This window comes from Kitasatospora sp. NPDC085895, from assembly GCF_040702125.1.
GTDB classification, from domain to species: Bacteria; Actinomycetota; Actinomycetes; order Streptomycetales; family Streptomycetaceae; genus Kitasatospora; species Kitasatospora arboriphila.
In genome coordinates, this window is sequence record NZ_JBFBJY010000026.1 from 40607 (window position 1) to 53437 (window position 12831).

The 12831-nt window shown below is 72.9% G+C and carries 10 protein-coding genes; 9 read left to right on the forward strand and 1 reads right to left on the reverse strand.

All coding sequences use genetic code 11. The features are described from left to right. The first annotated feature begins 441 nt into the window (after positions 1-441). Genes AB0442_RS18445 through AB0442_RS18460 form a run of 4 tightly spaced genes read left to right on the forward strand, consistent with a single transcriptional unit; the run spans position 442 to position 4943 of the window. Positions 442-1461, forward strand: coding sequence for a GlxA family transcriptional regulator (locus tag AB0442_RS18445; protein WP_366164007.1), 1020 nt, complete (start codon positions 442-444; stop codon positions 1459-1461). Then, positions 1458-3251 carry a thiamine pyrophosphate-binding protein gene (locus AB0442_RS18450; RefSeq protein ID WP_366164009.1) on the forward strand — a complete coding sequence of 598 codons (1794 nt, stop codon included), beginning with the start codon at positions 1458-1460 and terminating at the stop codon, positions 3249-3251. The genes AB0442_RS18445 and AB0442_RS18450 overlap by 4 nt, the downstream gene beginning before the upstream one ends. Continuing rightward, entirely contained in the window at positions 3223-3930 is a 708-nt protein-coding gene (locus AB0442_RS18455) for an SRPBCC family protein (RefSeq protein WP_366164011.1), read from the forward strand. The genes AB0442_RS18450 and AB0442_RS18455 overlap by 29 nt, the downstream gene beginning before the upstream one ends. Next, on the forward strand, positions 3927-4943 hold the full coding sequence (locus tag AB0442_RS18460; RefSeq protein WP_363539415.1) for a ketoacyl-ACP synthase III family protein: 1017 nt from the start codon (positions 3927-3929) through the stop codon (positions 4941-4943). Before AB0442_RS18455 ends, AB0442_RS18460 begins: the two co-directional genes overlap by 4 nt. Before the next feature lie 136 nt (positions 4944-5079). Here the strand turns inward: AB0442_RS18460 and AB0442_RS18465 are convergent, their stop codons facing one another. Continuing rightward, a complete protein-coding gene (locus tag AB0442_RS18465; protein WP_366164012.1) occupies positions 5080-5688 on the reverse strand; it encodes a TetR/AcrR family transcriptional regulator in 609 nt (202 codons plus the stop codon). A 176-nt stretch (positions 5689-5864) separates the two neighbouring features. Between AB0442_RS18465 and AB0442_RS18470 the strand changes: the two genes are divergently transcribed. The 5 genes from AB0442_RS18470 (at position 5865) to AB0442_RS18490 (ending at position 12808) form a co-directional block, all read left to right on the forward strand. Next, positions 5865-6812 (forward strand): chlorophyllase, encoded by a 948-nt coding sequence (locus AB0442_RS18470; protein ID WP_366164014.1) that lies wholly within the window; start codon positions 5865-5867, stop codon positions 6810-6812. A gap of 79 nt (positions 6813-6891) precedes the next feature. Beyond that, positions 6892-7320 (forward strand): hypothetical protein, encoded by a 429-nt coding sequence (locus AB0442_RS18475; RefSeq protein ID WP_366164015.1) that lies wholly within the window; start codon positions 6892-6894, stop codon positions 7318-7320. 190 nt (positions 7321-7510) lie between these two features. After that, positions 7511-8005, forward strand: a complete 495-nt coding sequence (locus AB0442_RS18480; RefSeq protein WP_366164016.1) for a universal stress protein — start codon at positions 7511-7513, stop codon at positions 8003-8005. 865 nt (positions 8006-8870) lie between these two features. After that, on the forward strand, positions 8871-10979 hold the full coding sequence (locus AB0442_RS18485) for an FAD-dependent oxidoreductase (protein ID WP_366164017.1): 2109 nt from the start codon (positions 8871-8873) through the stop codon (positions 10977-10979). After that, positions 10976-12808, forward strand: coding sequence for a thiamine pyrophosphate-binding protein (locus AB0442_RS18490; RefSeq protein ID WP_366164018.1), 1833 nt, complete (start codon positions 10976-10978; stop codon positions 12806-12808). Before AB0442_RS18485 ends, AB0442_RS18490 begins: the two co-directional genes overlap by 4 nt. Positions 12809-12831: the final 23 nt, after the last annotated feature.

Sequence of the window (12831 nt, forward strand, 5' to 3'; positions counted from 1 at the left end):
GGACGCCGCGGCGGGGGACGAACTGCCCGCGAGGGCCGTCGCACTGCCGTGGCCGACTCTACGGGCGACCTCCTCCACCGGTAGCCGGTGGTCTCCAGCAGTTCCTCGGCACGGGCGAGGCGTTGGTCCAGCAGTCAGGGGTGCAGGGTGTTTCCGGTCGCCGTGGTGAAGCGCCGGGGGCTCACCCCTCGGGTCGGGAAGTCGCGGGGAGCAGCCGGGGACGTGCACGGGACTACGACCCGTCTCGCACCGGATCGTGACGTCGCGCCATCACCGCCACCTCTCGGCCGGACGCGCGCACCGGCACTATGACACGCCTCACACGGAGTCGTGACGCTGCGTCATTCGCGCTGCTCGCCGTGGACATGTCCAACTCCCGTGGCCGGATTCGTCAGTAAGCCGTCATTGCCGCCACTCCCCGGCCGGACACAGGCTGTGACGGTGTCCCAGCGACGAGTTGTTGTGGTGGTCTACCCGGGTGCCCAGGCCCTCGACATCACGGGCCCGATCGAGGTGTTCGACACCGCCAACCGGCGGCGTCCCGGAGAGGAGGGCGAGTACCGGATCGAGATCGTCTCGCCCCGTGCGCCGCGGGTGCGGACCAGCACGGGCATCGTGATCGAGGCCGAGCCGCTCGGGACGGGCGAGGGCCCGATCGACACGCTGGTCGTGCCGGGCGGCTGGAGCCTCCCCGAGGCACTGGCCGACCGGGAGCTGGTCTCCTGGATCGGGCGGGCGGCCGGGCGCTCGCGACGGGTGGTGTCCGTCTGCGGTGGCGCCTTCCTGCTTGCCGAGGCGGGTCTGCTCAACGGCCGCAGGGCCACCACCCACTGGGCGTTCTGCGACGAGCTGGCCCGACGCTACCCGGAGGTGGCCGTCGACCCGGATCCGATCTTCGTCTGGGACGGCACCTACGCGACCTCGGCCGGCGTGGCCAGCGGGATCGACCTGGCCCTCGCCCTGGTCGAGGCCGATCACGGCGCCTCCTTCGCGCTGGAGGTGGCCCGTTTCCTGGTGCTGTTCTTCAAACGGAACGGCGGCCAGTCGCAGTTCAGCACGATCCTGGAGGCCCAGCTGGCCGACCGTCCGCCGATCCGGGCCGCGCAGGAGTGGATCCTGGAGAACCTCGAACAGCCTCTGCCCGTACCCGAGGTGGCCCGGCGCGCCAACATGAGCGTACGCAACTTCGCCCGGGTGTTCCGGCGCGAGGTCGGCACTCCGCCGGGCCAGTACATCGAGCGGATGCGCATCGCCCGGGCCCGGAAACTGCTGGAGTCCACCGAACTACCGGTCGGCCAGATCGCCCGCCGTTGCGGATTCGCCTCCGCCGAAACCTTCTTCCGTTCCTTCGGCCGGACGCTGGAGCTCACTCCGAACGAGTACCGCCGGCGGTTCCAGGCCCTCGCGCCGGCCGGTCTGGTCCTCGGTACCGGCCCGGCAGAGAGGAGTGCCACCCCGTGACCACCGACATCCGGGAGACGACCCCGCCGACGGGCCCCACCGGCATCCGGGCGACCCCGCCCGGGGACACCACGGGCGCGACCGCAGGGGTCCGCGTCGTGGACCACCTGGCGGCCGCTCTGGCCGAGGACGGAGTCCGGCAGGTGTTCGGCATCGGCGGCGCGAACATCGAGGACCTGTACGACGCCCTGCACCGCCTCGGGGACCGCCCGCGCACCGTCGTCGCCAAGCACGAGTTCTCGGCCGTCACGATGGCCGACGGGTACGCCCGCACCACTGGGCGGCTCGGCGTCGTCGCAGCCACCTCCGGCGGCGGCGCGATGAACCTGCTCCCGGGCCTGGCGGAGGCGTACGCCTCACGCGTCCCGGTGCTGGCCCTCGTCGGGCAGCCACCCACCGCCCTGGACGGGCTCGGCGCCTTCCAGGACACCAGCGGACGGGCCGGATCGCTCGACGCCCACCGACTGTTCGCGCCGGTCAGCCGCTTCTGCGCCCGGGTCGAGGACCCGCACGCACTGCCGCGGCTGCTCGCCGAGGCGATGGCCGCGGCCCGCTCGCACCCGCGCGGGCCCGCGGTGCTCCTGCTGCCCAAGGACGTCCAGCAGGCCACCCTGACACCCCGCGGGACGGCACCGCCCACCCCGGCACCCGAACCGCGCACCCCGACCGTGCGGCTGGACCGCGCGACGGAGCGGCTGCGCACCGCCACCCGGGTGCTGGTGATCGCCGGCGAGGGCGTCGCCGCGGCCGGGGCGAAGCAGGAACTCGCCGACCTGACAGCGAGGTTGGGCGCCTGGGTGGCGGTCACCCCGGACGCCAGGGACGTGTTCGACAACGACGACCAGCACTTCGCGGGCGTGGCCGGGGTGATGGGGCATCCGAACGTCCTGGACTGTCTGCGGCGGGCCGAGCTCTGTCTGCTCGTCGGCACCCGCCTGCCGGTGCTGGCCCGCGGCGGGCTGGAGTCGGCCCTGGCCGAGACCCCCGTGATCTGCGTCGATCCCGAGCCGCCGTTCGTCCCGTCCGTCCCCGGACTCCACCTCTCCGGCGGTCTGCGTGACACCCTGCGGCAACTGGCCTCCCGGCTCGCCGCCGGCGTCCGTCCCGCCCCCGGGCACGCCGGTCCGGTTCCGCTGGCGCCCCCGCCTCCCGGTGCCGGAGGCCTCTCCCACACCGCGGCGGTGGCCGCGGTGGCGGACGCCCTTCCGCCGGACGCCAACGTCTTCGTGGACGCCGGGAACACCGGAGCCAGCGCGATCCACCGGCTCCGGGCGACGCGGCGGGGGCGGTTCGTGGTGGCCGTCGGCATGGGCGGCATGGGTTACGCCTTCGGCGCCGGCATCGGGGCGGCACTCGCCACCGGGCAGCGCAGCTACGTGCTCGCCGGGGACGGAGCGTTCTTCATGCACGGCATGGAGGTGCACACCGCGCTCGAGTACGGCGCTCCCGTCACCTTCGTGATCCTCAACAACAACGCCCACGCCATGTGTGCCACCCGCGAGCAGCTGTTCCTGGGTGCTCCGAACCCGGCCAACCTCTTCCTCCCCTCGGACATCGCCGCCGGTGCGGCAGGCATGTTCCCCTCCCTGGCCGTGCACCGGGCCACCACCGGACCGCAGCTGCGACGGGCACTGCTGCGCGGCAACACGACGAGCGGTCCGGTCCTGGTGGCCGTGGACGTCGACCCCGCGGAGATCCCCCCGTTCCTTCCCTTCCCGAACGCAGCCGGCCCCGTGCCGGCCGACCACGAGGAGAGCGCTCATGAACGCCGCACCGTCCACACCGGCTGAGCCGTCCGGCCCGACCGATGCGCCCGGCCCGACCGGCGTGCCCGGTCTGACCACGGTGGAGAACACCGCACCGGCCGTCCTGGCGGCCCGCTGTGCGGAACTGACCCGCCCGGCCCATCCGCACCAGGAGGTCTACGGGCAGTACTGCACGATCCACGCGTACGTCGACTGCCCGCCGGACGACGCGTACGCCTACCTGCGTCAGGGGCACCACCTGGAGGAGTGGACGTTCAGCCTGCGGAACTTCGAGCCCGCCGGCACCCCCGGTCTGTGGGTCGGGGACGACCTGCTGGAGGCCGGGACCAGGATCTACTGCCGGGTGGAGTCCAACGCCGAGGCCCGGACGGTGGACTTCCACTGCGCCTGGGACCAGGGCGAGCAGCTCTGGATGATCTACCTGATGCGGGTCGTGCCCGCCGAACCGGTGCTGGGGCGGCCCGGTTCCGTCATCACCTGGACCAACTGCCGGCACCCGCACTACGACGCCAACCCGCGCCCCGAGCTCGCCCCGGGCCCGGACCGGGTCTGGGTGGGCGCGTACTGGGACCTCTTCTACGCGGGGCACACGGTGGAGATGGCCAACCTCAAGGCGATCCTGGAGCACCGCTCCCACAACTCCCTGCCGGTGGGCGTGCCGCCGCGTTCGGCGGTCGCCGCTGCCGGTCCGGGGGCGAAGTGAAGACCGTCAGCCTCACCGACGTCTCCGGCCACCTGCCCGGGGAGCCGGTTCCCGCCTCGTACTACACCGACCACCCGGGGGCGGAGGACAGGCTCAGGGACAGCCCGATGTTCCGCGTCCCGGCGCTGCGGCACCACGTGACCGGGGAGAGCAACGTGGACCTGGTGGAGCAGGCCGTCCAGCCGCTGATCGAGCGCCACGGCCGGGCCGAGATCCGGGCGGTGGACGTCCTGCTGGTGCACAGCCAGCTGCCGGACAGCCCGTTCGTCGGGGCCGGCACCGAGGTCGCGCGCCGGCTCGGTCTGAACCCGTCCTGGCTGATCGACGTGGCCAACGCGGGCTGCGCCTCCTTCGTCCACATGCTGGAGCTGGCCGGGCAGATCCTCCGCACCACCGAGGCGAGGACGGCGCTGATCTGCAACGCGCAGACCGCCGCCGGGCAGCTCTTCACCCAGTCCGAGGTGCGACGGCTCGCCCAGGCCGCGATCCCCGGGGACGGCTGCGGCGTCGGCTACCTCACCACGTCGGCGGCCTCGCCGGTGCTGGCCGTGGCCGGCCGCCACATCGGCGCCCACGGTGGGGACATGACGGCCGTCCTGGAGGACGGCCGGCGCTACTGGGAACCGGGGCGGTCCCAGCTGCGGATCGGCTTCACCGAGGAGAGCGTCGGTACCGTCCTCGAACGCGGCAACCGGCTGGTGCCCGACCTGGTCTCCGAGGTCTGCGCACGGATCGGCGTCCCCACCGCGGAGATCGACGTGCTGGTCACCAACCAGCCCAACCGTGCGTTCCTGGAGAACTGGCGGCGTTCGCTGGGACTTCCGCCCGACCGGCATCCCGACACCTTCGACCGGTGCGGCAACCTCTTCGGCGCCGCCATCCCCGTCACCCTGGACCGGGCGCGGCGGTCCGGTCGGGTGAAGGACGGCGACCTGGTGGTGCTGGGCGGCTTCGCGCACGCCGGCGACTACGCGGGTGCGGCAGCCGTCCGCTGGGGCGCCGGGGGCGGGTGAGCGCCCGCTCGCCGAACCGGGGCCCGACCGCCGACGACATCGCACGGTGGCGTTCGGCGGCGACCCGACCCGCCGCCCCGCCCGCCCGGTGCCCCGTGCGCACCCGCCGGCGTCCGGCAAGCGGTCGCCGTCGGCGTCACTCCGGCCGGGGGCGCCGCGGCCCGTCCAGGAGCAGGCCGTCCAGGAGCAGGCCGATCAGCCGCCGTGGGTCGTACTGCGGGTCGGCGCCTCCGATGCACAGGTTGCCGATGCCGCGCATCAGTTCGTAGGGCCGGATGCCCGCCCGGATCTCACCCGCCTCGGCCGCGGCGTCGAGCAACTGCCCGCAGACCGGTAGCAGGCGGTCGAGGAACTGGCCGTGCAGGGCGGCGAAGCCACTGCTGTCGGACTGCATCGCGTCGGCCAGTCCGTGCTTGGTGACCAGGAAGTCGACGAAGAGGTCGATCCACTGCCGCAGGGCGGCGAACGGGGAACCGGCACCGGCCAGCAGCTCCGGGCCGGCCTGCGCGCACTCCTCGATCTGGTGGCGGTAGACGGCCGTGACGAGATCGGCGCGGGTCGGGAAGTGCCGGTAGATCGTTCCCGTCCCCACCCCCGCCTTTTCCGCGATCCGGCGGATCGGCGCGTCGACGCCGGAGGCCACGAACACCTCGGCGGCGGCCGCGAGCAGCGCCTGTTGGTTGCGCAGCGCGTCGGCCCGCTTGCTCCTGGCCGGCGCCCCTCCCGTGGGGCTCTCGCTGGACACGACTCTCCGCTCCCTCCGACACCCGTTGACAAAACGGAACGATGTTCCGGATAGTAAACGGGACAGCGTTCCGCTTCAGGCTAGCCGAAGCGGGGCGCAGCCGGCCATCACCCGTGCCCGCCGCCGCCCGTTCCGGTCGGCCGCGGCACCCGCCACAGTAGGGAGACCCGCCCGCCATGCACGCATCCACCCGCACAGCCCCCGTCCCCGTCCTGTCGTACGGCCCCCTGGTCCTGCCCGTGCCCGGACGCCCCGTGGACCTCGAGGTACGCGTCTCCGCCCCCGCCTCCGGGACCGGCCTCTCCGTCGTCCTGCTCTCCCACGGGCACGGCCCCTCGAACAACCTCTCCTCGCTGAACGGTTACGCCCCGCTCGCCCACGCCTGGGCCGCCCAGGGCTTCGTCGTCGTCCAGCCCACCCACCTCACCTCCCGCACGCTGAGCCAGCTGGTCGCCGACGCCCCCGGCGCACCGGACTTCTGGCGCTCCCGCGCCGAGGACATGGGCCACGTCCTCGACCGGCTCGACGTGATCGAGCGCACCGTGCCGCAGCTCGCGGGACGGATCGACCCCACCCGGGTCGCCGTCGCCGGGCACTCGCTCGGCGGCTTCACCACCGCCCTCCTGCTGGGCGCCGGACTCACCGACCCGGACACCGGGAAGGTGGTGCACCTGGCCGAGCCGCGGATCAAGGCGGGCGTCCTGCTCGCCGCACCCGGCAGGGGCGGCGACGCCTTCAACGGGCCCATGGCCGAGCAGTGGCCGATCGTCGGCGCCGTCGACTTCTCCACCATGACCACCCCCGCCCTGGTCGTCGCGGGGGACGAGGACGACTCCCGGCACTTCACCGACATGGGCCCGGACTGGCACGCCGACCCCTACGCCCTCGCCCCCGGCCCCAAGTCCCTGCTCACCCTGTTCGGGGCGGAGCACGGTCTCGGCGGGATCGCCGGATACGACGCCGCCGAGACCACCGACGAGAACCCCGGACGGGTCGCCGCCCTCGCGCGACTCACCGCCGCCTACCTCCGCAGCCGGCTCCACCCCGGCGACCCGGCCTGGCAGACCGCGTGCGAGGCGCTGGCGGCCGACCCCGACCCGGTCGGACGGGTCGAGGCCAAGTAGCCCGCCGGGGCTGAACGGACGGACCCCGCGCGGTGTCCCCGGCCCCCGCGCGCGGCCGGCCGGCCGATACGATCGGCGCGTGACGGGAACAGGACGACTGCCGACGGTCCGCGAGGCGGACGTCCGGCGATGGCTGCCGATCGGGCTGCGGACGGCCGCGACCCTGCTGGTGCCGTGGATCGTGGTGCTGGCCCTGTCCGTCCGCCGCTTCGGTGCGCGCAACCTCGCCAACTCCTGGGTCTGGCTGGACGTCATGGAGGTGGCGGCGCTGCTGCTGCTCGCCGCACTGGTGCGCCGCCGCCACCGGGCCACCAGCCCGCTGGCCGCCGCCACCGCCGTCCTGCTGGCGATGGACGCCTACTTCGACATCTGGTCCGCGCACCACGGCCACGACTACCTGCTCGCCCAAGTCCTCGCCTACTGCGCCGAGTTGCCCGCGGCGACGGTCCTCGCCGTGCTCTCCTGGTACTCGCTGCGCTGGGCGGCCCCGGATCCGGTCGCGTCGTAGCGGGCCCCGCCGACCGGTCGGTCGCCGATCGTGACCGACCGGACACGGCTCACCGGCTGCGATGGTGCCCGGGGAGTGACCGGGGCAGGCTGATAAGTGCGCCTCGCGACGGACGGCCGACCGGACCCGTGGCCGTACCGGCCGCGCCGGCCGCACGCAACGCCGCGCACCGAGTCCTTGGAGGTCACCCATGACCGATCCTGCTGCCCGCCCCGCGGCCGGCCCGATCGTGGTCGGCACGGACGGTTCGCCCCAGGCCCGGCATGCCGTGACCTTCGCGCTCCGCGAGGCCCGGCTGCGCGCCGCCGGCCTGCGGGCCGTCTGCGCGTACGAGTACACCCCCGCCCGGCAGTCCGGCTTCGCATGGACGGTCTCCTCCGGCCCCGACGGCCAGCCCGTCCCCCAGCAGCGCGATCTCGTCATGCAGGCCGTGGCCGACTCCGTCCGGGAACTGCAGGAGCAGCTCGGCGAACCGTTCGTGGACGTGGAGATCGTCTGCGAGCCCGGCCGGCCGGCGCAGGTCCTCCTCGAAGCGAGCAAGGACGCCGGCCTGCTGGTGGTCGGCTCCCGGGGATCGGGGGCCTGGGGACGCCTCGCCCTCGGATCGACCAGCACCGAGGTCGTCCACCACGCCCGCCTGCCGGTCGTCGTCGTCCCGGCGGAACACGACACCGCACCCTCCTGAGCGCCGCCGCCCGGGACCATCGACGCACCCGTCGGAACGCACCCCGACCGGCCCACCTCCCGTGCCGCGCCCGGTGGTCGGCGATCAGGTCGCGGCACCCCGCGCAGGAGGCCTTCGGGGCGCGCACCTGCGCCCCGGAGTCGGCGAGGACGAGGCCGAGGAACCGGTGGCGGCGCTCGGCCCTACGAACAGGCCGTCACCTCCCGCCGGGAAGCCGCGCACGTCGCGGCACCGTCGGCGCGCCACCCGACCGGCGCCCCGCGGTCGGCTCCGGCTTCGGCTGCCGCCCGGGCCCGGATCGCCCCGGCGACACTGCGCGAGCAGGCCAGGAGGCCGGCCTCCGGTTGACAGGACCCTCGACAGCGCAGCTACTTTGGGTACGGAGGAATTCACGTGCCGTGATCGCCTCTGCCCGTCACCCACCGCGAGGACCCGAGCGTGACCTCGGCCCCGCCCGTCCCCCCGAATCGCCCACCTCCGCCGCACCCACCCGCGCGCCTTCGCCGGCATCGTCGACGACGGGCCGAGGAGCCGGCGGCCGAGGCGCCGGGGCATCCCGTACAGCCGGGGTCCGAGCGCGAAGCGGACGACGGCCGGGGCCGCGGGCTGAAGTCCGCCCGCGACGCGGCCCCACCGGAGCAGCGGTTCGAGCTGGTCCGGCAGCACCGGTCCGCCGTCCCGGGTTCACCCCCCGGAGAGCCGGAGCCCCCGCACACGTCCCCGACGGCTTCGACGAGGCCGCCGGCCTCGCCCGCAAGGCCGAGGTCGGACTCGCGGACCGCGCCTGCGGCCCCTCGCCGAGGGCGAGCACCTCCCCCGACAAGCCGGTCGGTCCCTGACCGCCGGGCATCCCCGAGGAGACACCATGGAGAACCCCGTCATCGAAGGCACGGCCGGTGAGCGCGCCCGCTGGCAGACCTGCCGGCGACTGGCGCGCGAGCTGTTACTGGTCGGTCCGGACGACGAGGACCTGAAGCTCCGCTACCTCGACGTGCTGATCAAGGACGGCATTCCGGAGACCGACGAACCCAAGGACGTGCTGATCATCGGCGCGGGCATCGCGGGCCTGGTCGCCGGGAAGCTGCTCAAGGACGCCGGACACAACGTCACCATCCTGGAGGCCAACGCCAGCCGGGTCGGCGGGCGGATCAAGACCTTCCGGTCGACCGACGGCGCGGTCGACGGACCGTTCCGCGACCCGGAGCAGTACGCCGAGGCCGGGGCCATGCGGCTGCCCGGCTTCCACCCGCTCACCCTCGCGCTGGTCGACAGCCTCGGCCTGCGACGGCAGTTGTTCTTCAACGTCGACGTCGATCCGGACACCGGCAACCAGAACGCGCCCGTCCCACCGGTGGTCTACGAGTCGTTCGAACCCGGCAAGGTCTGGAAGTACGGCGCGGACAGCCCGGACTTCCGCGAACCGGTCAAACGCTTCAACTCCTGGATCCGGACCAACCGGGTCCAGGCCCGCCGCAAGGAGTACGCCGCCGATCCGAGCTGCGTCAACGAGAGCTTCCACCTCACCGGCGACGAGGTGCGGATCACCGCCGCCGACATGGTCAACCAGGCCCTGGAGCCGGTCCGCGACTACTACTCGGTGATCAGGGACGGCAAGCGGGTGAACAAGCCGTTCGCCGAGTGGCTGGACGGCTGGGCCCGGGTGATCCGCGACTTCGACGGGTACTCGATGGGCCGCTTCCTGCGCGAGTACGCGGGCTTCAGCGACGAGGCGATCGAGGCGATCGGCACGATCGAGAACATGACCTCGCGGCTGCACCTGGCCTTCTTCCACACCTTCCTGGGCCGCAGCGACATCAACCCGAACGCCACGTACTGGGAGATCGTGGGCGGCAGCTCGAAGCTGCCCGAGGCGCTCGCCGAGGAGCTCCGGGAGGAGCTGCGGATGGGCGAGCGAATGATCCGGATGGAGTACTGGGACCCGCGCCGGGACGGCGGAGGAGCCCGGAGCGTCGGCCCGGTCGGGCCGCAGGTCGCCGTCGAGACCGTCCCCGAGGACGACCCGCAGGCCGAACCCACCGTCTGGAAGGGCGACTTCGCGATCGTCACGGTCCCGTTCTCCGCGCTGCGGTTCGTCCAGGTGACGCCGCCGTTCTCCTACAAGAAGCGCAGGGCGATCATCGAGACCCACTACGACCAGGCCACCAAGGTGCTGCTGGAGTTCTCCCGCCGGTGGTGGGAGTTCACCGAGGCCGACTGGAAGGCCGAACTCGACACCGTCGCACCCGGCCTGTACGAGTACTACCAGCGGGCGGGCGAGGACGACGCCGAGGCGGCCGTGGCCGCCGCCCAGAACGGCCACCGTCCCCCGCGGGACCTGCCCGAGGTGCTGCTCGGCGCGCACGCGAGCGTGGACGAGAGCCGGATCAGCCGGGCCCAGCGGGAGGTGTACCGGCACACCCCGCTGCTCCGGGCGAGCGTGCGCCCCGCCACCGACTGCTTCGGCGGAGGCTCGACCACCGACAACCCGAACCGCTTCATGTACTACCCCTCGCACCCGGTGCCCGACGGCGACGGCGGCGGGGTGGTGCTGGCGAGCTACAGCTGGTCGGACGACGCGGTGCGCTGGGACTCCATGGAGGACGACGAGCGGTACGTCCACGCGCTGCGCAACCTCCAGTCGGTGCACGGTCGGCGGATCGAGGTGTTCTACACCGGCTACGGGAAGACCCAGAGCTGGCTGCGCGACCCGTACGCCTTCGGCGAGGCGGCGGTGTACACCCCGCACCAGATGACCGGTTTCCACCTCGACGTGGTCAAGCCGGAGGGCCCGGTGCACTTCGCCGGCGAGCACGCCTCGCTGAAGCACGCCTGGATCGAGGGCGCGGTGGAGACCGCCGTCCGGGCGGCCGTCGCCGTGCACGAGGCACCGGCGCCGCCGGCCCCGGCGGAACCGGAGATCCGGCCCGAGGCCCGGCTGCAGCAGGAGAGCCGACAGGAGGCACTGCGCGGATGAGCGGCGACGGCGAATGGACGGTGGCCCGCTACCTGGCCACCAGGCTCGAACAGTTGGGCATCCGGCACCTGTTCGGGGTGCCCGGGGACTTCCTCGGCCCGTTCCTGACGATCATGCAGGCCACCACGGCCGTGCGCTGGATCGGCACCCCGACCGAGATGGGCGGCGGCTACGCCGCGGATGCCTACGCCAGGGTGCGGGCCGCCGACGCCGACCCGGACGGTAGCGAACAGGGCGTCGGAGCCGTGGCGGTGACCTACGGGGTGGGCGCGTTCAGCCTCCTCAACACCATCGGCGGCGCCTACGTCGAGGACGTGCCACTGATCGCGATCAACGCGGCGCCGTCCTACGAACAGTGGCTCAACCAGCAGGCGGTCGGCCTGCTCACCTCGCACATGAGCCCGCGCCGGGAGAGCAACCTGGAGGTCTACCGGCAGGTCACGGTGGACGCACAGGTGCTCTCCAACCCGGGACTCGCACCCTCGCAGATCGACAGCGCGATCACCGCGTGCCTGACCGAGCGCAAGCCGGTCTACCTGGAGGTCACGGAGGACCTCTGGCACGCGCCGTGCGAGCCTCCGCAGGGCGAGCTCCGCGCCCACGAGCGACCGTTCACCCGGCGCAACGAGGAGATGCTGGAGAAGGCCGTCACGGCAGCGGTGGAGCTGATCGGGAAGTTCGGCACACCGATCGTCTGGGCCGGCGAGGAACTCGTCCGCGGGCGGCTGGAGAACGAGCTGCTGGAGTTCGTGCAGACCACCCGGATGCAGTTCTGCACCACGGTCGGCGCGAAGTCCGTGGTGTCCGAACGGCATCCGCTGTTCGCCGGCGTCTACAACGGCAGGGCGAGCCTGCCGGAGATCCGGACGACCTTCAAGAACGCCGGGTGCCGGATCGGCCTGGGGATCTGGACCACCTCCAAGAACCTCGCCGGCGAGCAGTCGATCGGCGACGACTGGATCGTGGCGGCACGCGGCGGCGTCAGCGTCGGCGCCGGCTACTTCCCCGACGTCCGACTCGGCCGGTTCATCACGGCGTTGCGCGAGGCGCTGGCGGGGCGGACCTTCCCCGCCGACCACTTCGCGCTGGCGCACGCGGCGGGCCTGGACGTCCCGGCCAGCACGGCCGACTTCCTGGACTCGCTGAGCACCGACCGGTACCCGCCCGAGCTGACGTACGACAGCTTCTTCCAGCACGTCAACTTCTTCCTGGAGCACCGGGCCACCGGTGGCGATCCGGAAGCCCCCTCGCCGTTCACGGTGGTCTCGGACGCGGCGTTCGCACTGCTGGGCTCGATGAACCTGCGGATCACCGAGCGGGCCGGCTTCCTCGCGCAGAACAGCTGGCTGTCCATCGGCTACTCCGTCGGCGCGGCCACGGGCGTGGCGCTGGGACGGCAGCAACCGATGAAGCGCCCGCTCGTGTTCGTCGGGGACGGCTCGTTCCAGGAGATCTGCCAGGAGCTGTCCACCCACGTGCGTCACCATCTGAGGCCGGTGGTCTTCGTCCTGGACAACGAGGGCTTCTACGGCATCGAGCAGATGCTGGTCAGCCCCTGCTACTACAAGGAGAAGCCGTCCAACGGGGCCGACTTCTACAACGTGCTGCACCCGTGGCGCTACGAGAAGCTGGCCGAGGTCTTCGGCACGGACAAGGACCGGATGCACGGGTTCGAGCTCACCACCCACGCCGAGCTCGACTCGCTCCTGGAGGACATCGCCGATCCCGGCAACGACCTCAACCACGCGCCGATCCTGGCCCGCGTCCGACTCGGCCGGCACGACTACCCGAAGGCGCTCCAGTACAAGATCGACGAGAAGTGCACGTAGGCCCTCGCCCACCGGCCCCCGTC